General features: G+C 64.1%; 24 protein-coding genes and 1 tRNA gene. 14 read left to right on the top strand and 11 right to left on the bottom strand.

Annotated features, from left to right (window positions below; translation table 11 throughout):
* Positions 1 to 25 precede the first annotated feature (25 nt).
* From VK98_RS10940 to VK98_RS23695, 8 genes are all read left to right on the top strand, one after another.
* Entirely contained in the window at positions 26 to 334 is a 309-nt protein-coding gene (locus tag VK98_RS10940; RefSeq protein WP_048414068.1) for a c-type cytochrome, read from the top strand.
* A complete protein-coding gene (locus tag VK98_RS10945) occupies positions 331 to 648 on the top strand; it encodes a cytochrome c (RefSeq protein ID WP_304413554.1) in 318 nt (105 codons plus the stop codon). The genes VK98_RS10940 and VK98_RS10945 overlap by 4 nt, the downstream gene beginning before the upstream one ends.
* Entirely contained in the window at positions 609 to 1,796 is a 1,188-nt protein-coding gene (locus tag VK98_RS10950) for a cytochrome D1 domain-containing protein (RefSeq protein ID WP_048414070.1), read from the top strand. Before VK98_RS10945 ends, VK98_RS10950 begins: the two co-directional genes overlap by 40 nt.
* 2 nt (positions 1,797 to 1,798) lie before the next feature.
* Positions 1,799 to 2,794 (top strand): Lrp/AsnC family transcriptional regulator, encoded by a 996-nt coding sequence (locus VK98_RS10955; RefSeq protein WP_048414071.1) that lies wholly within the window; start codon positions 1,799 to 1,801, stop codon positions 2,792 to 2,794.
* Positions 2,781 to 3,782 carry an Lrp/AsnC family transcriptional regulator gene (locus VK98_RS10960; protein WP_231589257.1) on the top strand — a complete coding sequence of 334 codons (1,002 nt, stop codon included), beginning with the start codon at positions 2,781 to 2,783 and terminating at the stop codon, positions 3,780 to 3,782. Before VK98_RS10955 ends, VK98_RS10960 begins: the two co-directional genes overlap by 14 nt.
* An 87-nt stretch (positions 3,783 to 3,869) precedes the next feature.
* Entirely contained in the window at positions 3,870 to 5,081 is a 1,212-nt protein-coding gene (gene nirJ / locus VK98_RS10965; protein ID WP_048414073.1) for a heme d1 biosynthesis radical SAM protein NirJ, read from the top strand.
* A 225-nt stretch (positions 5,082 to 5,306) separates the two neighbouring features.
* Positions 5,307 to 5,996 carry a Crp/Fnr family transcriptional regulator gene (locus tag VK98_RS10970; protein WP_048414074.1) on the top strand — a complete coding sequence of 230 codons (690 nt, stop codon included), beginning with the start codon at positions 5,307 to 5,309 and terminating at the stop codon, positions 5,994 to 5,996.
* Between the two features lie 171 nt (positions 5,997 to 6,167).
* Positions 6,168 to 6,764 (top strand): hypothetical protein, encoded by a 597-nt coding sequence (locus VK98_RS23695; RefSeq protein ID WP_156187829.1) that lies wholly within the window; start codon positions 6,168 to 6,170, stop codon positions 6,762 to 6,764.
* 241 nt (positions 6,765 to 7,005) lie between these two features.
* On the opposite strand, the gene VK98_RS10975 is transcribed toward VK98_RS23695, so the two are convergent.
* Both VK98_RS10975 and VK98_RS10980 read right to left on the bottom strand, forming a co-directional pair.
* A complete protein-coding gene (locus VK98_RS10975; RefSeq protein WP_197083030.1) occupies positions 7,006 to 7,395 on the bottom strand; it encodes a hypothetical protein in 390 nt (129 codons plus the stop codon).
* Between the two features lie 23 nt (positions 7,396 to 7,418).
* On the bottom strand, positions 7,419 to 7,709 hold the full coding sequence (locus tag VK98_RS10980; RefSeq protein WP_048413730.1) for a hypothetical protein: 291 nt from the start codon (positions 7,707 to 7,709) through the stop codon (positions 7,419 to 7,421).
* An 857-nt stretch (positions 7,710 to 8,566) separates the two neighbouring features.
* Between VK98_RS10980 and VK98_RS23320 the strand changes: the two genes are divergently transcribed.
* Positions 8,567 to 9,397, top strand: coding sequence for an HNH endonuclease (locus tag VK98_RS23320; RefSeq protein ID WP_082158918.1), 831 nt, complete (start codon positions 8,567 to 8,569; stop codon positions 9,395 to 9,397).
* A gap of 326 nt (positions 9,398 to 9,723) precedes the next feature.
* Here the strand turns inward: VK98_RS23320 and VK98_RS23325 are convergent, their stop codons facing one another.
* The 6 genes from VK98_RS23325 to VK98_RS11000 all read right to left on the bottom strand — a co-directional run bounded on the left by VK98_RS23325 (position 9,724) and on the right by VK98_RS11000 (position 19,127).
* Entirely contained in the window at positions 9,724 to 10,578 is an 855-nt protein-coding gene (locus VK98_RS23325) for a DUF2971 domain-containing protein (protein WP_197083031.1), read from the bottom strand.
* 204 nt (positions 10,579 to 10,782) lie between these two features.
* Positions 10,783 to 11,271, bottom strand: a complete 489-nt coding sequence (locus VK98_RS23700; RefSeq protein ID WP_156187830.1) for a hypothetical protein — start codon at positions 11,269 to 11,271, stop codon at positions 10,783 to 10,785.
* Positions 11,272 to 11,526: 255 nt separating this feature from the next.
* Positions 11,527 to 13,095 (bottom strand): sensor domain-containing diguanylate cyclase, encoded by a 1,569-nt coding sequence (locus VK98_RS10985; RefSeq protein WP_048414076.1) that lies wholly within the window; start codon positions 13,093 to 13,095, stop codon positions 11,527 to 11,529.
* Positions 13,096 to 13,419: 324 nt separating this feature from the next.
* Entirely contained in the window at positions 13,420 to 14,838 is a 1,419-nt protein-coding gene (locus VK98_RS10990; RefSeq protein ID WP_048414077.1) for an efflux transporter outer membrane subunit, read from the bottom strand.
* Positions 14,835 to 17,969, bottom strand: a complete 3,135-nt coding sequence (locus tag VK98_RS10995) for a multidrug efflux RND transporter permease subunit (protein ID WP_048414078.1) — start codon at positions 17,967 to 17,969, stop codon at positions 14,835 to 14,837. The genes VK98_RS10990 and VK98_RS10995 overlap by 4 nt, the downstream gene beginning before the upstream one ends.
* Before the next feature lie 15 nt (positions 17,970 to 17,984).
* Positions 17,985 to 19,127 (bottom strand): efflux RND transporter periplasmic adaptor subunit, encoded by a 1,143-nt coding sequence (locus VK98_RS11000; RefSeq protein ID WP_048414079.1) that lies wholly within the window; start codon positions 19,125 to 19,127, stop codon positions 17,985 to 17,987.
* Between the two features lie 134 nt (positions 19,128 to 19,261).
* On the opposite strand from VK98_RS11000, the gene VK98_RS11005 reads away from it, so the two are divergent.
* Positions 19,262 to 19,999, top strand: coding sequence for a response regulator (locus VK98_RS11005; RefSeq protein WP_048414342.1), 738 nt, complete (start codon positions 19,262 to 19,264; stop codon positions 19,997 to 19,999).
* Positions 19,996 to 21,066 (top strand): ATP-binding protein, encoded by a 1,071-nt coding sequence (locus VK98_RS11010; protein ID WP_048414080.1) that lies wholly within the window; start codon positions 19,996 to 19,998, stop codon positions 21,064 to 21,066. The genes VK98_RS11005 and VK98_RS11010 overlap by 4 nt, the downstream gene beginning before the upstream one ends.
* A gap of 89 nt (positions 21,067 to 21,155) precedes the next feature.
* Here the strand turns inward: VK98_RS11010 and VK98_RS11015 are convergent.
* Together VK98_RS11015 and ispB are read right to left on the bottom strand one after the other, a co-directional pair.
* Positions 21,156 to 21,230 (bottom strand) — tRNA-Arg (locus VK98_RS11015).
* 19 nt (positions 21,231 to 21,249) lie between these two features.
* Entirely contained in the window at positions 21,250 to 22,179 is a 930-nt protein-coding gene (gene ispB / locus VK98_RS11020; RefSeq protein WP_048414081.1) for an octaprenyl diphosphate synthase, read from the bottom strand.
* 230 nt (positions 22,180 to 22,409) lie between these two features.
* Between ispB and rplU the strand changes: the two genes are divergently transcribed.
* The 3 genes from rplU (at position 22,410) to obgE (ending at position 24,315) form a co-directional block, all read left to right on the top strand.
* Positions 22,410 to 22,721: a 50S ribosomal protein L21 gene (gene rplU / locus VK98_RS11025; protein ID WP_039753142.1), complete on the top strand. Its 312-nt coding sequence runs from the start codon at positions 22,410 to 22,412 to the stop codon at positions 22,719 to 22,721.
* A 12-nt stretch (positions 22,722 to 22,733) separates the two neighbouring features.
* On the top strand, positions 22,734 to 23,009 hold the full coding sequence (gene rpmA, locus VK98_RS11030; RefSeq protein WP_019099926.1) for a 50S ribosomal protein L27: 276 nt from the start codon (positions 22,734 to 22,736) through the stop codon (positions 23,007 to 23,009).
* Between the two features lie 145 nt (positions 23,010 to 23,154).
* Positions 23,155 to 24,315: a GTPase ObgE gene (obgE, locus tag VK98_RS11035; protein ID WP_048414082.1), complete on the top strand. Its 1,161-nt coding sequence runs from the start codon at positions 23,155 to 23,157 to the stop codon at positions 24,313 to 24,315.
* A 56-nt stretch (positions 24,316 to 24,371) separates the two neighbouring features.
* On the opposite strand, the gene VK98_RS11040 is transcribed toward obgE, so the two are convergent.
* On the bottom strand, positions 24,372 to 25,598 hold the full coding sequence (locus tag VK98_RS11040) for an MFS transporter (protein WP_048414083.1): 1,227 nt from the start codon (positions 25,596 to 25,598) through the stop codon (positions 24,372 to 24,374).
* Between the last annotated feature and the right edge of the window lie 5 nt (positions 25,599 to 25,603).

Consider the following 25,603-nt stretch of genomic DNA (forward strand, 5'->3'; position numbering starts at 1 on the left):
GCCCCGGCGGGCGGAGGAGACCGCAATGAAAACAAGCCTGATCCTGGCCTGCGCCGCCCTGGCGCTGCACGCGCTGCCGGCCGCCGCCGCCGCGCCGGAAGCGCTGCTCAAGCAACACAACTGCCTGGCCTGCCACGCGCTGGACGCCAAGCTGGTGGGGCCGTCCTACCAACAGGTGGCCGCCAAGTACAAGGGGCAGGACGCCACCGCCAAGCTGATAGACAAAGTGAAGAAGGGCGGCTCCGGCAGCTTTGGCCCGGTGCCGATGTCACCCAACCCGCAAGTGCCGGATGCGGACCTCAAGGTCATGGTGCAATGGGTGCTGAGCCGTTGACGCGCCTCGCGGCGGCGCTGCTGCTGCTCTGCGGCGCCGCCGTCGCCGCGCCAACCGCCCCCGCGCCGGAGCGGGCGGCCCAGCTGCGCCACCTGGCGCGTCAGGACTGCGGCGCCTGCCACGGCCTGAGCCTGCGCGGCGGCCTGGGCAGCCCGCTGACGCCGGAGGCGCTCAAGGACAAACCGGACGCCAGCCTGGCCGCGGTGATCCTGGCCGGCCGGCCCGGCACGGCCATGCCGCCGTGGCGGCCTTTTTTGACGGAAGAAGAAGCGATATGGCTGGTTTACTGGTTAAAGCAGGGCGCGCCGCCCTGATCCCGGCCTTGGCCGCGCTGCTGGGCGGCTGCGCCGCGCCGCGCGGCACCGGCGACCTGGGCGTGGTGATAGAACGCGCCAGCGGCAGCGTGCAAGTGGTGGACAACACCCGCGCCGAAAGCCTGGGCCGGGTGGAAGGGCTGGGCGATCTGTCCCACGCCTCGGTGGTGTTCTCGCGCGACGCGCGTTACGCCTACGTGTTTGGCCGCGACGGCGCCATCAGCAAAGTGGACCTGCTGCGCCGGCGGCTGGAACGGCGCGTGGTGCAGGCCGGCAACAGCATAGGCGGCGCCATCTCCTCGGACGGCCGCGTGCTGGCCGCGCAAAACTACCAGCCGGGCGGGGTGCGGCTGTTCGACGCCGCCACGCTGACGCCGCTGGCCTCGGTGCCCGCCGCGCCGGGCGCGGACGGCAAGCCCTCGCGCGTGGTGGGCCTGGCGGACCTGCCGGGCCGGCGCTTCGTCTACGCGCTGTTCGACGCCGATGAAATCGACGTGCTGGACGCCGCGGACCCGGCCCAGCCGACACTGACCCGCTACCGCGACGCCGGCAAGCGCCCCTACGACGGCCTGGCCAGCATGGACGGCCGCTACTTCCTGGCAGGGCTGTACGGCGAAGACGGCCTGTCCCTGCTGGACACCTGGCGGCCGGAACAAGGCGTGCGCCGCATCCTGGCCGGCTACGGCCGCGGCCAGCAGCCGCTGCCGGTGTACAAGATGCCGCATCTGCGCGGCTGGGCGCTGGCCGGGGATTACGCCTTCCTGCCCGCCATCGGCCGCCACGAAGTGCTGCTGGCGGACAACCGCAGCTGGGCGCAACTGGCCGCCATACCGGTGCTGGGCCAGCCGGTGTTTGTGATGGCGGAACCGTCCGGGCGGCGGGTCTGGGTCAACTTTGCTTTCCCAGACAACGACAAGGTGCAAGTCATCGACGTGCCCACGCGCAGCGTGATCGCCACCCTGAAGCCGGGCAAGGCCATCCTGCACATGGAGTTCACCCCGCGCGGCGACGCGGTGTGGCTGTCCAGCCGCGACGAGGACAAGCTGGTGGTGGTGGACACCGCCAGCCTCAAAGTGCTGCGCGAACTGCCGGCGCGGAGCCCGTCCGGCATCTTCTTCAGCTGGCGCGCCAGCCGCATCGGGATGTAGCCATGGTTATTTCAGACGCCGATCCAGTCCTGCTGCGGCTGATCAACGGCTGCCAGCGCGGTTTTCCGCTGCTGCCGCGCCCCTTCGCCGCGCTCGCCGCCGGCATGGGCCAGGGCTGGGGCGAAGCCCGGCTGCTGGCCGCGCTGCAAGACGCCCAGGCGGCCGGCCTGCTGGCCCGCGTCGGCGCGGTGTTCGCGCCCAACACCGTGGGTAACAGCACCCTGGCGGCAATGGCGGTGCCGGCGGAGCGGCTGGAAGAAGTGGCCGCCTTCGTCAGCCGCCAGCGCGAGGTCAACCACAACTACCAGCGGGACCATCATTACAACCTGTGGTTCGTCGTTGCCGCCGCCTCCTCGGCCGGCGTGGCCGCGGCGCTGAGCCGCATCCGGCTGGCCACCGGCATCCTGTCGCTGGACCTGCCGCTGCTGCGCGAATACCACATCGACCTGGGCTTTTCCTTCCTGGCGGAGTCCGCCGCGGCGGCGGAAGCGCCGGCGGCGGCGGACGACCCCGGCCTGTCCGCCGGCCAGCGCCAGCGGCTGCTGGCGGCGCTGTCGCCGGGCCTGCCATTGACCGAACGGCCTTATCAAGCGCTGGGCGCGCAATGCGCGCTGAGCGAAGCCCAGACCCTGGCGCAAATCGCCCACTGGCGGCAGCAAGGCGTTATCCGCCGCTTCGGCATGGTGGTGCGCCACCCGGAACTGGGCTACCGCGCCAACGCCATGTGGGTGTGGCGGATAGACGACGACGCCGAACGCGAGCGCGTGGCGCTGGCGCTGGCGACGGAACCGGCCGTCACCCTGTGCTACGAACGTCCGCCGCGGCCGCCGGACTGGCCTTACCAACTGTTCACCATGGTCCACGCCCGCGACGCGCAGAGCCTGGACGCCGCGCTGGCGGACATCCGCCGCCGGCACGGCCTGGAACGGCTGCCGCAGGCGGTGCTGCGCTCCACCCGGCGCTACAAACAAACCGGAGCCTGTTATGGATACGCCTGAAGCGCTGACAATGCTGGACACGCTGGACGCCTTGGACGCGCGGCTGATAGACCGGCTGCAAGGCGGCTTCCCGCTGGTGTCGCGCCCCTACGCGGCGACCGGACGCAGCCTGGGCCTGGGCGAAGACGGCCTGATCCGCCGCCTGCGCGCACTGCTGCACGCCGGCGTGCTCAGCCGCTTTGGGCCGATGTACCAGATAGAACGCCTGGGCGGCTGCTTCGTGCTGGCCGCCTTGGCCGCGCCGGAAGCTCGCTTCGACGAAGTGGCCGCCGCCGTCAACGCGCTGCCGGCGGTGGCGCACAACTACCGCCGCGAGCACCGGCTCAATATGTGGTTTGTACTGGCCGCGGACAGCGCCGCCGCCATCGACGCCGCCCGGCGCGGCATCGAACTGGTCACCGGCCTGGAAGTGAACCTGTTTCCCAAAGAGCGGGAATACTTTGTGGGCATGCGTTTCCAGGTGGGCGGCGCGGCTCCGGTGGGCGCGGCCGCCGGCGCGCGGCGGGCAGGCGAGCCGGCTGTGTTGAGCGAGGACGACCGGCGGCTGATCCGCGCCACCCAGGCCGGCCTGCCGCTGTGCCGCTACCCTTACCGCGACATTGCGCGGCAACTGGGCTGGGCGGAAGCCGAAGTGACGGCGCGGCTGGCGCGCTGGCTGGAGCAGGGCGTGGTGCGCCGCATCGGCGCGGTGCCCAACCATTACGCCATCGGCTACCGCGCCAACGGCATGGCGGTGTTCGACGTGGCCGACGAGCAAGTGGACGCGCTGGGCGCGCAACTGGGAGGCCTGGACGCGGTTAGCCACTGCTACCGCCGTCCGCGTCGGCCGGGTTGGCCGTACAATCTGTTCGCCATGCTGCACGGCAGCGAGCGGCCGGCGGTGCTGGCCGCGGTGGACGACGCGCGCGCCTTGCTGGGCGAGGCCTGTCGCGGCCACGAGGTGCTGTTTTCCAGCCGGATTTTGAAGAAAACGGGCTTGAGGCTTTGATACGCTCCAGATTCCATTGACCCGCGTCAAGGAGCCGCCGCCGCCCCCGGCCGCACACTGAGCCATCTTCCCGCGGCGGAGCCGGCCATGTTGCGATTAACCCAATACCTGCGCCTGCTGCGCGAGCCGGCGGCGTCCCAACCGCCGGGCCGCGCCATGCCCGTCGGCCCGCAAGGCCCGGTGGTGATCTGGAACCTGATCCGCCGCTGCAACCTTACCTGCCAGCACTGCTACTCCACCTCAGCCAACCGCGACTTCGCCGGCGAACTGAGCACCGAAGAAGCCTATGCGGTGCTGGACGACCTCCACGCCTACGGCGTGCGCGTGCTGATCCTGTCCGGCGGCGAACCGCTGCTGCGGCCGGACCTGCCGGCCATTGCCCGGCGCGCCAAGGCGCTGGGCTTTTATATCGGCCTGTCCAGCAACGGCACCCTGATAGACCAGGCCGCCGCCGCCACGCTGGCGGACATCGGCTTTGATTACGTGGGCGTCAGCCTGGACGGTATCGGCGCCACCCATGACCGCTTCCGGCGGCTGGACGGCGGCTTTGATCTGGCCTTGCAGGGCCTGCGGCTGGCGCGCGACGCCGGCCTGAAAGTGGGCATCCGCTACACCATGACCAAAGACAACGCCGCGGACCTGCCGGCGCTGCTGCAACTGATGGCGGACGAAGACATAGACAAGTTCTACTTCTCCCACCTCAACTACGCCGGGCGCGGCAACAAACACCGCGCCGACGACGCCCGCCACGCCCGCAGCCGCTGGGCGCTGGAGTTGCTGATCCAGCAGGCGATGGCCCAGCTGGACGCCGGCCGGCCGCGGGATTTCGTCACCGGCAACAACGACGCGGACGGCGTCTACCTGCTGCACTGGGCGCGCCGGCATTATCCGGAGCGGGCCGACGCGCTGCTGCGGGCGCTGCGGCGCTGGGGCGGCAACGCCAGCGGCGTCCACATCGCCAATATCGACAACCTGGGCAATGTGCATCCGGACACCATGTGGTGGAAAGTGACGCTGGGCAATGTGCGGGAACAGCCGTTTTCCGTGATCTGGCAACAGCCGCATCACCCGCTGATGAGCGGCCTGCGCCAATCCCCGCGCCCAGTGGCCGGCCGCTGCGGCGCTTGCGGCCACCTGGATATCTGCAACGGCAATACCCGGGTGCGCGCCTGGGAGCTGAGCGGAGACTTCTGGGCGGCGGACCCGGCCTGTTATCTGAGCGATGCGGAAATCGGCGTGGAGCCGGGCCGCCACGCGCGGCCGGCGCTGACGCCGTGGAGCCGCGCGGCCCAACATTGAGGCTAGCGCCGTAGAGCCTGTTTACGACCTCTTCGAGAGGGATGATGGTTCAAAACGTCGAATACGCGGTTTCCCACCTATCCATGCAACGCTTCAACATATTGAAGCTGCCGGCAAGACTTTTTCTAATCACATCGAACTAGGCGGCTGCTGCCAATGGCGCATGGTCCTTGGCGGAGCGCGCTTTTATAGTGAGAACCTACCCCATCATCGAGCCACACCGTCATGAGCCATCTGGACATCCCTTCCTTCCTGCGCCACCAGCCGCTGTTTCAGCAACTCTCCCCGGAACAGATCCAGGCGCTGGTGCCGCACACCCAAGAACTGCGCGGCCTCAAGGGCCAGGTGATCTTTCAGAAGGGCGACCCCTGCGACGGCATGTTCCTGGTGGTGTACGGCCGGGTGAAGCTGGCGCTGTCCTCGGCGCAGGGCAGCGAAAAAGTGATGGAAATCATCCACCCCGGCCAAAGCTTCGCCGAGGCGGTGATGTTCCTGGGCCGGCCTTGCCCGGTAATGGCTCAGTTTCTGGAAGACGGCATGCTGCTCAAAGTGGAGGCGGCCGGCATCCTGCAAGCGATAGACCACGACCCGGCCTTTGCCCGGCGCTTGCTGGCCGGCCTGTCGCTGCGCCTGCACGGCCTGGTGCGGGACGTGGAGCGCTACTCCATAGAAAGCTCCTTGCAGCGGGTGATTGGCTATCTGCTGCAACACATCCCGGAAGACGGCGACAGCCTGACGCCGCAGGTATCGCTGCCGGTGAACAAGAGCCTGATCGCCTCCCGGCTCAACCTGACGCCGGAGACTTTCTCGCGCATGCTGCACCAGTTGATTGAGGCGGAGCTGATCCAGGTGGACGGGCGCGACATCACGCTGGTGGATGTGGACAAGCTGAAGGCGTTTGGAAATTGTGCTTAAGTGGGGAAGAATGATTCGTTTTGCTTTATGAATAGCTATAGCAGTATTTTCTTAATAATGGAGGTAGCTAAGAAACCGAATACTAATTTCACTTTAAATTATCTTCTTGGAGTCCGATCCTGCTGGAAAGTGCTATGATTTCATCATTAAAAGCAAGTAAAGCTAGTCGCAATGGAAAAGAAATCATTTAAGCTCATACTGTTAACCGCATTCTTTACGTTGGTTGGCAAGGGGGGGTATGACCTCGTAATAGAAGATGTTAAAAATAACTTAATTCCTAAGGGCTGGGTGGCTGGGGCATTTTCTACAATGTGGGCTTGGCTTAGTGAGTCTTTAGAAGTAACAAGAGGTTGGTGGTATTCGTATAATGCTATTCTGATTTTGGCTGTCTTTTTTACAGTAGTTTGGGTTGTAAAATTTCTCAATAAGTATGATGCACTAGTAGAGGCCTATGAGCAGCTTGAAGAAGAGTTGTCAAATAAGGTTTTAACTAATGGAAAGGGGCTTGCTTCTCTTTCAAATGATGAAAAGGTTGTGTTAAGTTACTTTGTGCATCAATTGAATAATAATGTTAAAAAAATACCATCAAGTAGTCTCGCTGTTTTGGCTAAAGGAGATTTGTCGAGGCTTCGGGTGGATAATGCAGTTCGACAACTGCACAACAAAGAGTATCTGAGGTTTTATCGGCCGCTCGCTCGTTCACAAGAAAGTGGGTATTACCTAAGTGACAAAGGACTGGAGCTTGCTGTTCAGTATGAAGCCAGCTGAAAGCCACTCACAGACTGATTCTGGCGGCATGCCTAGTTGTGGCTCATCTTGTGCCTTTCTCACGACTCTGGCTGCCTTTTCGGTCGTTTCCGCCTTGCCTTGCTCTTGCTCGCTAGAGCGTAAATAAGTTCTAAGACGCCCCACGCCGCTTCTTGCAGGGAGGACGACGCGCAGCGGTATCCACGCGGAACAGGCTAGACGCAACCGCTCCGCGGGATAGCCGCGCGTTGGCGGGGTTCGCCTACAGCTTCACCCACAGCGCGGGCTGGCTTCGGACGGCCAAAGGCTCCGGCGCCGGCGCGCCCACCAGCGCCTGACGGGCGGTGACTATATTGCTGAAGCCCGCCAGGCGATAGCATTCCCGCGCACAGGTGTCGCGGTTGGTCCACTTGCCGGACGCCCACATCCGCAACAAGGCGACGCGGGCCGGTTCGTGTTCGCCACGCCATTTGTCCCACAGGTAAAAACTCGTCTGCGCCTGCCGGATCTCCAGATGGATGGCGGCGGTGTCCGCCGGATGGTCCGGGTGATCGTCCGTCAGCGCAATGGCCCCGATCCGCTCTTCATAGGCGGAGATCAAACTGGCGGCGCGTTGGAGGACGTCGCGGTGCTGGATCAGCAGCTTCATCATGGCAATGCTCTCTCTGATAGCCATCACTGCACGCCGTTAAGATGTTCCAGCCCTTGTTTCAAGCGCTGCTGTATCGGTTCCAGCAAGGCCAGCGCTTCCTCGCTGCTGAACAGCAGCGGCTCGTCGCGGCGCTCCAGCAGAGTCACCAAGGCCTGCAGCCCGGTGTGGGCGGCGCGCATGTCCATCACGGCGCGAAGCAGGGCGGAGTCCAGCTCAATGTAATAGTGGTTCAGTTGCCAGCTCAGATCGCCCAGCAGCGCCTCGTCGGAGGAAACGACGGGCAAGCGTTGCAGGCAGAGGCGCAGTTGCTCCATGACCGGGGCAGCGGCGGGTGTGGCGGCTTGGCCTGCGCAATGGGGGCAGGCGGGAGGCGGCATGGCGGGGGGAAAGGTAGAGAAGGTCATCACGGTCTCCATGTCATCTGTGGAAACCTGCCCAGGCGAGGCTGGGGCAGGCACATGACAAGGTTGCAAAACCGGTTCGTTTAACCAATAGACCGGCAGCCCCGAGAGGCTCCCTGCCACGGCCCGCCCCGAATGGGTACGGCGTGGCAGCAGACGTAACGGTGCCAAAGCGGACACGATTTAGTCTGCGGTTAAACGATTTTGGGTTTGCAAGCCCTGCGTCGCGTATTGGGCACGACGCGGGACCAAGCCTAAACAGGCTGGGAGGGGGCGTCAAGGGTGGGGGCGATGAAAGGGAAACTAAGATTGCTGGCTTTGGAGTTTTCCTCTCGACTTCTGGTTTGGGTGAGATCTGGTTTGCCTATGAGTTTGGGTTTTGGTTAAGGGACATCCTTTTTATGAAGTTAGGGGGACGCGTTCTATTGACTTAAGACACAAGGGGGCAAGGAGATAAGGGGAATTATTCGGTAGGGGTGTGGTTTGGGTGAGTCAATGGTTCTTGATGGTGTAGAATGGCTGTGGCTATTAATAACTTCTCATTTTTCGATTTGATGGTGTCTGTTTATTATTTTGATGCTTGCAAAAGATTTAATAAATCGAGTGGGGAATTGCTTGGCTGTGCAGCCTGCTGGATTGAGTTTGGCAATGTGGATTCTGCTTATGGTGGGTTTGTTCGAGAGACATGACGTAAATGTACGTAAGTTCATGTTTGTTGCCTGATAATCTGTATTCAAATTCATTGAATTCAATTTTAGAGGGGATTGTAAATGTCAATACCTGAGTCTGTAGTCGTAGATGTGTTGGTTAGATCAGCAAGGCATTGCTGTATCTGTAGACGATTTTCTCCACTTCAAATACAAATTCATCACATTGTTGAACGGTCTAATGGCGGTACTGATGATGAAGAGAATTTGATTCCAATTTGTATTAATTGTCATTCTTTTGTTCATGTAAAAACCCAAATGACAAGGGAGTTTGGTCCTGATGAACTGAAAGGCCACCGTGATGAGGTTTACGATATGGTGGCAAAAGGTAAGTTGCCGGTGCAGCCACAAATTACTGGAGGGGAAGTGCACGCTATTTCAGCAGCTATAATTGGAACATTACATGCTGAGAATAAGAGTCGTGATATATCTGATCGTGCAACTGAAATTCTTCTCGCAGCGGCTTGCGAAGAGGCTCCTATAGAGGTGGTGAATAATGAACATGGATCTTATATTAGAATAGGCGGCCAGATTTTTTTCTTCTCAGAGAGCGATGGGAAGCAGTATCCAGATGAATTTTTTGAGTTGGCGAAAAAGGGGTATTTAAGTCTAAATGGTAATTTGGCGAAATTAACAGAAAGTGGTGTGTTTCATGTGCAGGAACTAGTCAAGACAACAGCAAAATTTGTAGAAAAGAAAGTTAAGTGTTTGTGTTGTAGTTTGCATTTTACAATACATTCTTGGAATCCAGATGGACATAGAGCAAAAGACCTGCACTGTCCAGAGTGTGGGCAGTCGGATGGGGCCTTTATTGTTTGGTCTCAATGGAAGTTTGGATTTATTTTTCAGCAAGTTCCTGGAAATTCTGTGCAATGGGATGTTGGAAAGGTATAGAGAATAGAGTGTTATAGAGAGAGTTTTGGAGTGTTAATGAGAACTATAGGGAGTATTGTGGCTATTTGTTTGTGCGATTTTTAGTGTTGACGGGAGGTGGTAACTGTTCGATTGAAATAATGCTAGAAAAAATATGTTTAGCGGTTTAAATCGACGCGTTCTAACTCGAAAAGCTTGGTCCCCGCAAAGCTCCCAGCCTCTCACCCCGCCCCCTCCACCCTATTCCGCCCATTCTCCTTGGCCCGATACAAAGCCTCGTCCGCGCGCTGGACGATGGCTTTGTGGGTGGCGTCGGCATCACAGCTGGGGCTGCTTAGGTTTTCCTCTTACGTTGGAATCAATTTTTTCATCATAGGAACGACAGAGACCAGCGGGGCCTTATGTGAGAATTGGACTTGAGCAAGTTCCACATTAGGGTAGAGCTGGTGCAGCAGCATCATGGTTGGTTTCCACTCGGGGAAATCAGTGCGTACGAAATATACCCGTTTGAGTATGGCCTTCAAGATGGGTAGTGGCCCTGCAGCCGGGGAAATCATTCTTAACTCGGATTCGTGTTTCCAGTCAGCATGCTTAGTTGACACTGCACGCCCCATTGAACGTACCATCCAGTTCCTATTGAATAATTCGGAGAACGAGTGCTTTTCAATTGCATCCACTGTCCAATCAGGATGTTCCTCTCCCAGTGCCAAGAGGGCAAGGCGTAAGTCGTCGGCACGATTGTGGACTCGTGGCTCGACTGAGTATTGAATTTCAGTCGGTATTAGTTGGTAAGTTGCAAGCAGTTCATCAGGCCATTCCAACTCAAAGCAGAAGCCTTTTGAGTCGTTACTGTAGTAAGCCCACATGGGCTGATTGTCGGGCCTGCGAGCAGAAGAAAACAGTCCCAATTTCTGACATGCCTCCTTGAAATGTTCATCTTCACGGGCCATGTGCAGATCAAATTCGGAGGCAAACGATTCATCTGGTACGAATCCAACAGGCTCCTGGCGGCTCTTGGCCAGTTCAGTCAACGTCTCTGCTAAAGTCACTGAGAATTGAGACGATTTGGCGGGTTCAAACTGCGCTTCAAGGGAGTCATTCAATTCACTTGGCTTTGCGAAATATGCCGTTCCGTCCGAAAGGCTACGTAATGCAGCAGGTCCGGATCGATACTTGAAACTAACCCGTCTCAAAGCTGGCATCGTTTTATTCCTTTTGAAGTCGGCCAAGTGAGATGTGAAAAGCATCGTGACTAAGGGCAGGGAGGTAATATGCATGCCCAAGATCTGAAGCAGAGTCAGTGTCTTGCTTCGTCCGTGAGCTGCTATTTTTCTAGAGGCCTATTTCGTTCCTTTGCTACTGGTCTCACCTTGAGAAAGCAGATGCTCGTGCTCTTGAGCATAGAGCTATGTGGCGGCATTTTCAAATTGCTTCGCCCCGATGCGTCGTACTGACAGGAAAAAATTATCTGGGGGTTCCGGTAACTCTATTGTGATTGGATTTTCTCTCCAAAGATCGTCATCGGCATAAGTTACGTAGTTAAAATCAAAATCATGATTAACGCCAACCACGTAGCTAGGATGAGGGTTGCCTAGCTCATAGTGAATTGAGTAAACATCAAACCGGATGCCGGATGTCTGGCTTGCATCGTGTGCTTCCCAAAAGCTAGGAAGTAAGCTGCGTGAAATTTTCTCTGCAAAATGTACTGCATTTGGGATGTCTTCCCAGGTTCCAATGATGGTTTTCTGAGCTATTGCAATGTACGGGGAATGAGAAATCCCCTTGGGGTGCTGTACATATACTAGCCGCTGGCCAAATTGGTATTCGCACTGAGAAACGCAGGGAGAAACGTCCCAGTGGCCGAGCATAGGTTCGGAAGAGAGATCAAGAGTCACGGTAAATAATGCCTGATATTGAAAATAACTCGTTGTTGGAGCAAAGAGCGTCCATGGGGGGCTATCGGGTTGATTAGTTTAGGATTCATGACTGTCGTTGACGCATTTTGTGACTCTAATACCCGCTTGGGGATGCCGAATTCAATGATAGCTTGTGGCCGATAGCCGTCATGCTAGCGTAAAAGCATACCCAGCCGCATGGCCAACAAGCCCTCACTCAATCAGCCACCTTACAGCAACACCCCAATAGCTCCCTCACCCCGCTCCCTCCACCCGATTCCGCCCATTCTCCTTGGCCCGATACAAAGCCTCGTCCGCGCGCTGGACGATGGTTTCGTGGGTGGCGTCGTCGTCGCGCGCGGTGGCCGCGCCGATGCTGACGGTGACCACGCCGGCAGCGGTGTTGGCGGCGGCGGCCACCGCCGCGCGCACCCGCTCGGCCAGCACCAGCGCGCCTTCGGCGTCGGTGTCCGGCAATAGCAGCAGAAACTCCTCGCCGCCGTAGCGGGCGGCGAAGTCGGTGGCGCGCGCCGCGCCGTTCAGGGCGGCGGCGATCTGTTGCAGCACCTGATCGCCCACCGCATGGCCGTGGCTGTCGTTGACGCGCTTGAAGTAGTCGGCGTCCAGCAGCAGCACCGAGTAGGGCGCGCGGCTGCGGCGGAAGCGTTGGTATTCCGCCGTCAGCTGTTCCGCGGCGGCCATGCGGTTGCCCAGGCCGGTCAGCGCGTCGCTGCGCGCCATCTGTTCCAGCTGCGCCGCTCGTTCTTCCAGTTGGCGATTGGCTTCGCTCAGCGCCTCGGTGCGCTCTTCCACTTTTTGTTCCAGGCCGGTGTTGGCGGCGGCCAGTTCGCCGCGGCGCGCCAGCAGAGCGGCGGTCATCTGTTGCATGGCTTGGGCCAGCTGTTGCAGCTCGCGGGCGCCGCTGCGCAGGCTCCAGTCCGCTTGTTCGTCGCCGGCGCTGACGCGCTGGGCGGTGTGGGCCAAGGTTTCCAGCGGGCGGCTGAAGGCGGCGGCCAAGCGGTAGACCATGGCCATCAGCAGCAGGGTGACGATCCAGCCGGGCAGGGTCAGCGCGGAGCGCAGCCGGCTGAGGGTGGCCGGCGCTTGCGGCGGCGCTTGGCGGACGATGACGCGCCAGCCGGGGCCGGGGGCGTCGTCTATCTTGGCGTCGGCGTAGAGATAGGTTTCGCCGTCTGCCCAGTCGCCTTGTTGGTAGCCCGGCCCGCTTAGCGGCGCGGGCATGTCCGCCCGGTCCGGCGCGCCGGGCGGAAACAGCGGGGCGTTGTTCTGGTTGACGATGAAGATTTGCGGCGCTCCCCCGGCGCTGTGGCGCGGCAGGCGGTCGGCGATCAGCTTGGCCACCCAGGCCCAGGAGCTTTGGGCGGCCAGCGCGCCGCGCAGCTTGCCGGCTTCGTTGTGCAGCGGGGCGGCGAATTCGATGCGGGGGGACGGCGCGCCGCCGCTGGCGGAGACGATGCGGCCGTCCGGGGCGATCACGCCCAGCCAGGTGTAGTCCGGGTTGTGCAGTCTGATCCGCTCCAGGCCGCCGCGCAGCGCCGGGCTGTCCAGCGGCGCGCTGAGGAAGACCGGGGTTTGCGTGTGCAAGGCTAGTTCCCGCCGCCGTTGGCTGAGGCCGGCGGCCAGGGATTTGGCGATGCCGCGCGCGGTGGCTTGCAGCGCTTCGCCCTTGTCTTGCAGCAGGCCCTGGTTGATTTGCGGTTCCAGCGCGGCGTCCAGCAAGGAGGCCAAGAGGAACAGGCCGCCGAACAACAGGCTGAGCCGCAGCCGGAAACTGCGCGGCCAGAGGTGGGAGAGAAGCTTCATCTTGGTGCGGCCAATGGGGTGGTACAGCTTTATGTTTGTATCCGCGGGCGCGGGATTGCAAGGCGGGGGGCGGGGTAAAAAAAATGCGGCCAACTAGGGCCGCACAAATGGAGGGGACAAGGGGTGGCCGCTGGCCGGCGGCGCAAACGCCGCATCAGGGGTTTGTTCGCCGCTCTTAGAACGTGTTTACGATCTCGCGAGCTAAGGCGAGACAAGGCGAAAACGACTGAGAAAGCGGAATGTACGCGTGGTACATGAGCATTTCGAAGCGGGCACTCATCGCACAATCTCTCTACCGATGCGCAGCAGATCGTAAACAGGTTCTTACTTCTCGGTGAGGCCGCCGCCCAGCGCTTTGTACAACGCAATGGCGTTGCTCAACTGGCCGCGGCGCAGGTCCAGCAGCGCTTGTTGCGCCGCGTAGAGCTGGCGCTGGGCGTCCAGCAGTTCCAGCCGGCCGTCCACGCCTGCGCGGTAGCGCAGCCCGGACAGCTCGGCGCGGCGTTCCGCGCTGGCCACCACTCGCGCCTGGGCGTCGATCTGGCGGCTGAAGGTTTCGCGGCCGGCCAGGCCGTCGGCCACTTCGCGGAAGGCGATCTGGATGGCGCGTTCGTATTCGGCCACGGCGCTGGATTTGCGCACTTCCGCCAGCCGCAGTTCGGCGCGCAGCCGGCCGCCCTGGAACAGCGGGATGTTGATTTGCGGCGCAAAGCTCCACACGTGCTGGCCGCCGTCGAACAGATTGCGCAGGCCGGGGCTGAGGAAGCCGGCGGAGGTGCTGAGCGACAGCCGCGGGAAGAAGGCGGCGCGCGCGGCGCCGATGTCGGCGTTGGCGGCTTCCAGTTGTTGTTCGGCTTGCAGGATGTCCGGGCGGCGGAACAGCAGTTCCGAGGGCAGGCCGGCGGCCAGCCGGGTCACCACCGGCTGGCGGTCCAGCGGCAGCGGCTCGGGCAGGTCTTCCGGCGGTTCCGCGCCCAGCAGCAGGCGCAGCGCGTTGCGGGCCTGGTCCGCGGCGCGGGCGCGCGCTTCCAGGTCGGCGTCGGCGCTGGCCACCTGGCCTTCGGCCTGGGCCACGTCCAGGCCGCCGGCCTGTTGCGCGTCCTTGAGCCGGCGCGCCAGCGCCAGCGATTGCCGCCAGTCCGCCTGGGTGCGTTCCGCCAGCGCCAGTTGTTCGCGCGCCAGCCGTTCCGCGAAGTAGGCGTCCGCCACCGCGCCCACCAGGGCGATCTGCGCGGCGCGGCGGCCGTGGTCGGTGGCCAGGTAGCGGGCGAAGGCGGCGTCGGACAGGGAGCGCACGCGGCCGAACAGGTCGATCTCAAACGCGCTGACGCCCAGGTTGACGCCGTACTGGTTTTGCACGGCGGCCGGGGTGATCGGATCGGTTTCGCGGTTGACCGGGGTGCGCTGGCGGGTGAGGCCGGCGCCGGCGTCCACGGACGGCAGCCGCGCGGCGCGCTGGATGCCGTACTGGGCTTCGGCGGCTTCCACGTTGAGAGCAGCCAGGCGCAGGTCGCGGTTGTTGCGCAGCGCCAGCTCGATCAGGCTTTGCAGCCGGCGGTCGCCAAACATCGCGCGCCAGCCCAGGTCGGCGGCGTTGGCGCTGAGGTCGGCCGCGTCGGCCGTCGCCGCGTAGCGGGCCGGCACCGGCGGTTCCGGCTTGCGCAAGGGCTGGGTCAGCGAGCAGGCGGAGACGCTCAGCGCCAGCGCCACGCTCAGGGACAGGGGGAGGAGGGGTAATCTCATGATTCTGCTTTCTGCTCCGGGGCCGGGCGCGGCTTGCGCCAGCTGGCGAGGCGCGCTTGCGCGCTCATCACCACCACGAAGAATACGGGTACGAAGAAGATGGCCAGCACGGTGGCGGTGACCATGCCGCCAAACACGCCGGTGCCGATGGCGTTTTGGGTTTCGGCGCTGGCGCCGGTGGCCAGCATCAGCGGCAGCACGCCCAGGCCGAAGGCCAGCGAGGTCATCAGGATGGGGCGCAGTCGCAGCCGGGAGGCTTGCATCGCCGCTTCCACCAGGCTTTTGCCTTCTTCATGCAGTTGCTTGGCGAACTCGATGATCAGGATGGCGTTCTTGGCGGACAGGCCAATCACGGTGATCAGGCCCACTTTGAAGAACACGTCGTTGGGCATGCCGCGCAGCATCACCGCGCCGATGGCGCCGATCAGGCCCAGCGGCACCACCAGCATCACGGACAGCGGGATGGCCCAGCTTTCATACAGCGCGGCCAGCACCAGGAACACTACGATCATGGACAGCGCCATCAGCATCGGCGCTTGGGACGCGGACTGGCGTTCTTGCAGCGATTGGCCGGTCCAGGCCAGCGCGAAGCCGGGCGGCAGTTGCGTGGCCAGCCGTTCCATCTCGGCCATGGCCGCGCCGCTGGAGTAGCCGGGCGCGGCGCCGCCGGAGAGGCGGGCGGAAGGGTAGCCCTGGAAGCGCACCAGTTGCAGCGGGGTTTCGGACCAGGCCGGGCGCACCACTTCCGCCAGCGGCACCATGCCGCCGCTGGCGTTGCGCACGTAGAGCTTGAGCACATTGTCCAGCTGCATGCGCGCCGGGGCGTCGGCCTGGATGATGACTTGCTGCATGCGGCCGGCGTGCGGGAAGTCGTTGACGTAGGTGGAGCCCATGGCGGTGGACAGGGTGTCGCTGACGCTGCTGAAGGACACGCCCAGCGCCTCGGCTTTCTGCCGGTCTATGTCCAGGCGCACGCTGGTGCCGGCCGGCAGGCTGTCCGGGTAGACGCCGCTGACGATCTTGCTGCGGGAGGCCAGCTCCAGCAGTTTGGCTTCGGCCGCTTTCAGCGCGGCGTGGCCCTGGTTGGCGCGGTCTTGCAGCCGCAGGCTGAAGCCGGAGCTGGTGCCCAGTTCGTCGATGGCCGGCGGCAGCAGGCTCATCGCCGCGCCTTCGGTGGTGGCGGACATCCGCTGTTGGGCGCGCATGGCTTCTTCCACGGTGCTGCTGTCGCCGCGTTGTTTCCAGTCTTTGAGCACGGCGAAGTTCAGCGCGGCGTTGGGGCCGGAGCCGGAGAAGCCGTAGCCGATGATGGAGATGCTGGACTGGAGCGCAGGGCGCGTCGCCAGATGGTCATCGAGCGTTTTAACCACGTCGCGGGTGCGCTCGACGGTGGCGTCCGCGGGCAGGAGAAAGCTGGTCATGAAATAGCCCTGGTCTTCTTCCGGCAGGAAGGAGGAGGGCAGCGCCTTGAAGCCGGCGGCCAGCGCGCCGGAGATGGCCAGGAACAGCAGCATCACGCGGCCGGCGCGGCCTATCAGCCGGCCGACGCGGGTTTCGTACCAGGCGGTGAGCTGGGCGAAGCGGCGGTTGAACCAGCCGAAGAAGCCGCGCTTTTCATGGTGTCCCTGCGGGATGGGCTTGAGCATGGTGGCGCACAGCGCCGGGGTCAGCGTCAGCGCCAGCAGCGCGGAGAACAGGATGGCCACGGCCATGGACAGCGAGAATTGCTGGTAGATGACGCCGACGGAGCCGCTGGACAGCGCCATGGGAATGAAGACGGCGGTGAGCACCAGGGTGATGCCGATGATGGCGCCGGTGATTTCCTTCATCGCCTTGGAGGTGGCGTCGCGCGGGGACAGCCCTTCTTCCGCCATCAGCCGTTCCACGTTTTCCACCACCACGATGGCGTCGTCCACGATGATGCCGATGGCCAGCACCATGCCGAACATGGTCAGCACATTGATGGAGAAGCCGGTGGCCAGCATCACGGCGAAGGTGCCCAGCATGGCCACCGGGGCGACGATGGCCGGGATCAGCGTGTAGCGCGCGTTTTGCAGGAATAGATACATCACCAGGAAGACCAGCACCATGGCTTCCAGCAGGGTGTAGATCACTTTTTCGATGGAGATCTTGACGAAGGGCGCGGTGTCGAAGGGCACCGAATAGCTGATGCCGGCCGGCATGGAGGTGCTCAGCTCGGCCAGCCGCGCCCGCACCGCTTCCGCGGTTTTGACCGCGTTGGCGCCCGGCGCCAGCTGCACGCCGGCGAAGGAGGCGGGTTTGCCGTTTTCACGGCTGACGAAGTTGTAGCCCTGGGAGCCTATCTCCACCCGCGCCACATCGCCCAGCACCACCTTGGAGCCGTTGGCGTTGGCGCGCAGCACGATGGCGGCGAACTCTTCCGGCGCGGTCAGCTGGCCTTGCACGGTGAGCGGCACGGTGACGCGCTGGCCGGGCAGCGCCGGCGCGGCGCCCAGGCTGCCGGGGGCGATCTGGACGTTTTGTTGGGCGATGGCGGCGGTGAGCTCGCTCATGGACAGGCCGTAGGTGATCAGCTTGGCCGGGTCCACCCACACGCGCATCGCTTGCTCGGTGCCGAACTGCTGCACGCGGCCCACGCCTTCGATGCGGCGCAGTTCTTCGGCGATATTGCGCGACAGGTAGTCGCTGAGCGCGCCTTCGTCAAAGCGGCCGCTGTCCGAGCGCAGGCCGATCAGCATCAGGAAGCCGGAGGAGGCGGATTCCACCATCACGCCGTTCTGGCGCACCGGGGCGGGCAGACGCGGTTCCACCGCCTTGAGCTTGTTCTGCACGTCCACCTGCGCCAGCTCCGGGTCCGTGCCCGGTTTGAAGGTGACGGTGATCTGGGCGATGCCGGAGGTGTCGGCCGAGGATTCGAAGTACAGCAGGTTCTTGACGCCGGACAGCTCGCGTTCGATCAGGCTGAGCACGCCGTCGCTCATGGTCTGCGGCGTGGCGCCGGGATAGCTGGCGGTGATGGTGACCGAGGGCGGCGCCACCGAGGGGTAGCGCGCGATCGGCAGCTGGGGGATGGCGATCAGCCCCAGCAGGATGATGAACAGGGCGATCACCCAGGCGAACACCGGGCGGCGGATGAAGAATTGAGACATGGCTATCTTCCCCGCTCAGCTTTTGGCGGCCGCGGGCGCGGCTTCGCTGGCGGCCACCGTCGCGCCGTCGGCAAGGCGTTCCATGCCCTCGACCACGACCTTTTGCCCGGCGCGCAGGCCGGAGCGGATGCGGTACTGGCGGTGGGCCAGTTCGCCCAGCTCCACCACGCTTAGCCGCGCCTGGTTCTTGGCGTCCACGGTCCACAGCTGGGTCTTGCCGCCGATGCGCACCACCGCCTGCTGCGGCACGGTCAGCGCCGCCGCGTAGCTGGCGCGCGGCACGCGGGCGCGCACGAACATGCCGGGCAGCAGCCGCCGCTCGGGGTTGTCCACCAGCACGCGCAGCAGCACGTCGCCGGTGCCGGCGTCCACGTTGACGCCGGAGAACAGGATGCGGCCGTTGAGGCCGTAGGGCGCGCCGTCGTCGCGCAGGATGGACACCGGCAGGCCGTGGCCGGCGCTGTCCGGCTGGGCGGCCAGGCTTTGGCGCACGGCTTCCAGCGCCGCCGCCGGCTGGCGCACGTCCACATAGACTTGGTCTATCTGCTGGATGCGCGCCATCGGGGCGGCGTCGCCGCCGCCCACCAGTGCGCCTTCGGTGACCAGGGCCTGGTCGATGCGGCCGGAGATGGGGGCTTCGACGCGGGAGAATTTCAGGTCCAGCTGGCGGCGGGCCAGCGCGGCGCGCGCTTGGGCCACGTCGGCGGCGGCCTGGTCGCGTTGGGACGCGGCGTCGTCGTAGACCTGGCGGCTGATGGCGTCGCTCTCCACCAGCGGTTTGAGACGGGCGGTTTGCACCCGCGCGCGCGCCAGCGCGGCTTCGGCCCGTTGCAGCGCGGCGGCGGCGGTGTCCACCTCCGCCTTGAACGGCGCGGGGTTGATCTGGAACAGCGGCTGGCCGGCGCGCACTTCGGTGCCTTGCTCAAACTGGCGGCGCAGCACGATGCCGCTGACTTGCGGCCGGATTTCCGCCACCCGCACCGCCGCCACGCGGCCGGGCAGATCTTCGCTCAGCTTGAGCGGGGCCGGGGCCGCGGTCAGGGTGCGCACCGGGATCGCCGGCGGCGGGGCCTCGGGTTCGGCTTGTCCGCAGGCGCTCAGCAGCGCCGCCGCCAACAGGCAGCCGCCGCCGTATAAGCTGGCTCGTTTACTCTTCATTTCCACTCCAATCAAGCATGGACGGCAGGCCGCCCGTATAAAGTCAGGCGGCAGTATGCCGGGGCTGGATGGGGGTTCCCGTGTGGTAGCATGGAGATTCGATGGAGATGCAGACAGGATGCGAAATCGGCGCCATGACTCAGACAATGCGACCGCCCGGCGCGGGCCAAGACCGCCAGGCCTTGATCCTCGTCGCTGAAGACGAACCCGAGATCGCGGAGATTCTCACCGCCTATCTGACGCGCAGCGGCATGCGCTGCGCGCACGCGGCGGACGGCCGGCAGGCGCTGGAGCTGCACCTGTCGCTGAAGCCGGACCTGGTGCTGCTGGACGTGCAGATGCCGCGCGCGGACGGCTGGCAGGTGTTGGCGGAAATCCGCCATCGCGGCGACACGCCGGTGATCATGCTGACGGCGCTGGACCAGGACATCGACAAGCTGATGGGGCTGCGCATCGGCGCCGACGACTACGTGGTCAAACCCTTCAACCCCGCCGAGGTGGTGGCGCGCACCCAGGCGGTGCTGCGCCGCTCCATGTCCCGCGCGCGCCAGGCGGAGCCGCAGGTGCTGCGCGCGGCGCCGTTCGAGATCGACCTGGAAAATCACGAGGTGGCGGTGCTGGCTGGCAAGCAGCGCCATGTGCTGACGCTGACCCTGACCGAATTCAAACTGCTGGCGCAATTGGCGCGCGCGCCGCGGAAGGTGTTCAGCCGCGCCGAGCTGCTGGCCGCCTGCCTGCCGGAAGGCGACGCGCTGGAGCGCACCGTGGACAGCCATATCAGCAAGCTGCGCAAGAAGCTGGAAGAGTGCGGCGTGGACGGCGTGCCGGTGGGCGTGCGCGGCGTGGGTTACAAGCTGTGGGGCGCGGAATGAGGCTGGCGGGGCTGAGCCGGCAGATCGCGCTGTCGATGGCGACGATGGCCTTCTGCGTGACCGTGCTGGTGGTGGTGACCGGCTTCACTTTCTACTATGTGGCAATGACCTACTGGCCGGTGCATTTCGAATCGCCGGGCTGGAAGATGACGATGCCGGAATGGGTGTGGCTGATTTCCAGCACCGTGGCGGGCCTGGCGCTGTCGGTGGTGATGGGCTTGCGCCTGGCGCGCCGCATCCTGGTGCCGCTCAACTCGGTGGCGGAGGGCATACGCCGCGTCGCCCAGGGCGATCTGGACGCGCGCGCGGCGGCCGGCGACCGTTCGCTGCGCGAGGCGGCGACGCTGGCCGACGACTTCAACGCGCTGGCGGACCAGCTGCAGCGCATGACCAAGGAGCAGGCGTTCTGGAACGCCGCCATCGCCCATGAGCTGCGCACCCCGGTGACGGTGCTGCGCGGCCGGCTGCAAGGGCTGGCGGAAGGGGTGTTCACCCCGGACGAGAACCAGTTTCGCCGGCTGCTGGCCCAGGTGGAGAGTCTGGCCCACCTGATCGAGGACTTGCGGGTGGTTAGCCTGGAGGAAAGCGGGCATTTGGACATCGAGATGCGGGACACCGATCTGGCCGCCGAAGTGCGCGCGGTGGTGGAGGTGTTCGAGGACGCGCTGCTGGCGGCCGGTTTGCAGGTGGTGCTGGACCTGGACGAGCGCCCGGCGCATTGCGACCCGGTGCGCATCCGCCAGGCGCTGTTGGCCTTGCTGGACAATGCGCGCCGCTACGCCCAGCCCGGCTTGCTGCGGGTGCGGCTGAGCCTGGCGGGCGGCCAGTGCCGTTTGCGGGTGGAGGACGAGGGGCCGGGCATTCCCGAGGACTTCGCGCCGCATGTGTTCGAGGCCTTCCGCCGCGCCGACGCGGCGCGCCAAAGCGGCAAGGGCGGCAGCGGCCTGGGGCTGGCGGTGGTGGCCGCCATCGCCCGCGCCCACGGCGGCGAGGCGCGCTGCACGCCGGCGGGCGGCGGCAGCCGCTTCGAGCTGAGCTGGCCGCAGCCGGGGCGGCCATCGCCCTGATCCGCGGGCCGAGGGGGACGCAAGAAAGCCGCGCCGTTTGCCGGGCGCGGCTTTTTGATTTGTGGCGCTTGCTGCTTTGCGAGCAGAAGTGGCGCCCCCGACAGGAATCGAACCTGTAACTGCCCCTTAGGAGGGGGCCGTTATATCCATTTAACTACGGAGACGCTTAGAGAAACTGCTGGATCAGGCGCTGCGGTCGACTGACAGGCGGGCCAACTCCACCAAGGCCTGGCGGGTGTCCGATTCCGGAACCGGCGCCAGCGCGGCAACGGCCTGTTCGGCCACTTTGACCGCTTCGGCCCGGGCGTAATCCAGCGCGCCGCAGGATTGTACCGCAGCCAGCACGTCCTGGAAACGATCGCGGCTGGCGTGTTCCAGCGCGTCGCGCACGGTGGCTGAGGCTTCCGGATTGCCGTTGCGCATGGTGTAGATCAGCGGCAGCGTCGGTTTGCCTTCGGCCAGGTCGTCGCCCAGGCTCTTGCCTATGGTGTCGGCGTCGCCGCTGTAGTCCAGCACGTCGTCGATGATCTGGAAGGCGGTGCCCAGGTACATGCCGTATTCGGCCATCGCCTGCACCTGTTCGGCGCTGGCGCCGGCGCTGAGCGCGCCCACGCGGGCGGAGGCTTCGAACAGCTTGGCGGTCTTGTACTTGATCACGCGCAGGTATTCGTCTTCGGTGACGTCGGTGTTGCCGATGTTGAGCAGCTGCAGCACTTCGCCCTCGGCGATGATGTTGGTGGCTTCCGCCATCACCGCCAGGATGTCCATATTGCGGGTGGTCACCATCATCTGGAAGGCGCGGGTGTAGAGGAAGTCGCCCACCAGCACGCTGGCGGCGTTGCCGAACAGCGCGTTGGCGGTTTCGCGGCCGCGGCGCAGGTCGGATTCGTCCACCACGTCGTCGTGCAGCAAGGTGGCGGTATGGATGAATTCGATCATCGCCGCCAGCTCGTGCAGTTGTTCGCCGCCATGGCCCAGCGCGCGGCCGGACAACAGCGTCAACACCGGGCGCAGGCGTTTGCCGCCGGCGGAAATGATGTATTCCGCTACCTGGCGGATCAGGACGACGTCGGAGTGCAGCCGGGCGCGGATGACGCGGTCAACGGCCTGCATGTCGTCGGCTATCAGTGTACGGAAAAGCGGGGTGGACACGATTTCAACCAGTTATTTGAGATGGGTACGCCAAAGCCGAGAATGTTACCAGAAAAGCCCCTCCAGCCGCCACGGCGCGTACTCTCTAGGACTAAGTCGATGAAATCATTGACAACTTGACGGGGTGTCCGTATAGTTTCGCGTTCTCCCGCAATAGGCGGCGAGATTTTTATATTCAGGAGCTCATGCGAATGTATGCGGTCATAAAAACCGGCGGCAAGCAGTACAAAGTTGTCGTTGGTGAAAAACTCAAAGTAGAACAGATACCTGCAGACGTCGACAGCCAGATCGTACTTGAAGAAGTGCTGATGATTGCTGACGGTGAACAGGTTGTTGTAGGCGCCCCGATGATTGCCGGCGCCACTGTTAAGGCCACCGTTGTTTCCCACGGTCGTGGCGACAAGATCCGCATCTTCAAGATGCGTCGTCGCAAGCACTACCAGAAACATCAGGGTCATCGTCAAAACTTCACCGAAATCCGCATCGACGCGATTTCGAAGTAAGGATAAACAGTCATGGCACACAAAAAAGCAGGCGGTAGCTCCCGCAACGGTCGTGACTCCGAAGCCAAACGCCTGGGCGTTAAGGTTTACGGCAGCGAACTGATTCCGGCAGGTTCCATTATCGTGCGTCAGCGCGGCACCCGCTTCCACGCAGGTGAAAACGTTGGTCAGGGCAAGGATCACACCTTGTTCGCCAAGGTTGACGGTTACGTTGAATTCACCATTAAAGGTGCAATGAAGCGCAAGATCGTTAATGTGGTTCCGTACACCGGCGTAGACGGCGAATAATTTTTCGCTTTCTAGGGATCTACAAGATCCTCCGGGGAAAGCCCTATCCTGCGATAGGGCTTTTTTCATACCCGAGGGGCAAGGCGTGAGGGTGGCCGCGAGTCCATCCTGACCCCTGACTCCTCGCAAGACAGAGGTTGAAAACATGAAATTTATCGATGAAGCCCGCATTGAAGTGTTCGCGGGCCGCGGCGGCAACGGCGTGGCCAGTTTCCGTCGCGAGAAGTTCGTACCCTTCGGCGGCCCGGACGGCGGCGACGGCGGCAAGGGCGGCAGCGTGTACGCGGTGGCCGACGAGAACGTCAACACCCTGGTGGAGTTCCGCTTCGTCAAAAAATACCTGGCCGAACACGGCGAGCGCGGCCGCGGCGCGGATTGCTACGGCAAGGGCGGCGACGACATCGAACTGAAAATGCCGGTGGGCACGGTCATCACCGACCACGACACCGGCGAGCTGGTGGCTGACCTGACTCATCACGGCCAGCGCATCATGATTGCGCGCGGCGGCAAGGGCGGCCTGGGCAACATCCATTTCAAATCCTCCACCAACCGCGCGCCGCGTCAGTGCACGCCGGGCGAGCAGGGCGAGCAGCGCACGCTGAAGCTGGAGTTGAAAGTTCTGGCCGACGTGGGCCTGCTGGGCATGCCCAACGCCGGCAAGTCCACCTTCATCCGCGCGGTGTCGGCGGCGCGCCCCAAGGTGGCGGATTATCCGTTCACCACCTTGCACCCCAATCTGGGCGTGGTGCGCATGGACGATACCCGCAGCTTCGTGATCGCCGACATTCCGGGCCTGATCGAAGGCGCGGCGGAAGGCGCCGGCCTGGGCCACCGCTTCCTCAAGCATTTGCAGCGCACCGGCCTGCTGTTGCACGTGGTGGACGTGGCGCCGTTCGATCCCAACGTCGACCCGGTGCGCGAGGCGCGCGCCATCGTCGAGGAACTGAAGAAGTACGACGACGAGCTGCACGGCAAGCCGCGCTGGCTGGTGCTGAACAAGGTGGACATGCTGCCGGCGGACGAGCGCGAGCTGACCATCTCCGCCTTCCTCCAGGCCTACGGTTGGCCGGAAGAGCAGCCGGACGACCGTTTCGGCTTCGATATCAAGGCGCCGCGCGTGTTCAGCATCTCCGCGCTGAACCACGAAGGCACCCGCGAGCTGACCTTCGCCATCATGTCCTATCTGGACGTGGTGCGCGCCGAGCAGCGCAAGCAGGCGGACGAGGCGCAGCAGCAAGCCGCCGCCGCGCGCCAGACGGTGATTACGCCGGATGCGGCGATGCATCAGGACACGACCGAAGACTAAAACGGTACGTAGCCGTCTTTCGGCAAGCAAAAGGCCAGTCTCGCGACTGGCCTTTTTCATTTCACCGCCACAGTGGGCGTCAGCCGCCGCGTCGCCCACCAGAACAGCAGCGCCAGCAGGCTGACGGCGGCGCCCAGCCCGCACACGGCTTGCCAGCCGGCATGGGCGTAGGCCGTGGTGGCGCCGATGGCGCCCAGCCCGCTGCCCACCGCGTAGAACAGCATGTAAAGGCCGACCAGCCGGCCATGGGCTTCGGGGCGGGCGCGGAAAATCAGGCTCTGGTTGGTGACGTGCAGCGCCTGGCCGCCCAGATCCAGCAGCAGGATGCCGACCAGCAGCGCGGCAAGCGATTGCTGCATCAGCGACAGCGGCCACCAGGCCAGCAGCAGCAGCGCCAGCGCCGCCGCGCTGGTGCGTTGACCCTGCCCGCGGTCGGCCCACTGACCGGCGCGCGCGGCGGCCAGCGCGCCAAGCGCGCCCACCAGGCCAAGGGCGCCGATGGCGGTGTGGGAATAGTTGTGGGGCGGCGCGCTCAAGGGCAGCGCCAGCGCGCTCCAGAAGATGTTGAAGGCCGCGAACATCAGCAGCGCCAGCATGCCGCGCACTTGCAGCGCCTTCTCGCGCCGCAGCAGGGTCAGCATGGAGGCGAGCAGCGCCGGGTAGCGCATCGCGTTCGCGGCGGGGGCGAGCGCGGGCAGCCGCCGCCACAGCGGCAGCGCGATCGCCAGCATCAGCGCCGCGGCGCTTAAATAAACACCGCGCCAGCCGGCCAGGTCGCTGATGGCGCCGGCGAACACCCGCGCCAGCAGCAGGCCGATGAAGACGCCGCTTTGCGCCGCGCCGACGACGCGCCCTTGCTCATGGGGCGCGGCGGCGCTGGCCGCGTAGGCGATCAGCCCCTGGGTCATCGCCGTGCCCAGCAGGCCCACCGCCAGCACGCCAGCCAGCAGCGCGGGCGCGGTGCGCGCCATCGCCACCGCGGTCAGCGCGGCCGCCAGCGCCAGCAGTTGCGCCGCCATCAGGCGGCGGCGCTCCAGCAGGTCGCCCAGCGGCACCAGCAGCAGCAAGGCCAGCGCGCAGCCGGCCTGGGTGGCGGTGACTACGCCGCCCACCGCCGCCTGGCTGATGGCGAAATCCCGGGCCAGCGCGTCCAGCAAGGGTTGAGCGTAATAGACGTTGGCCACGCTCAAGCCGCTGGCGGCGGCGAACAGCCATACCAGGCTGGCGGGCGTGTTCGCTGGCTTGTGTTTCAAGAGTGGTGATGAGGCGTGCCTGGCGTTCATGATCC

Source organism: Chromobacterium sp. LK11, assembly GCF_001043705.1.
Classification (GTDB): Bacteria; Pseudomonadota; Gammaproteobacteria; order Burkholderiales; family Chromobacteriaceae; genus Chromobacterium; species Chromobacterium alkanivorans.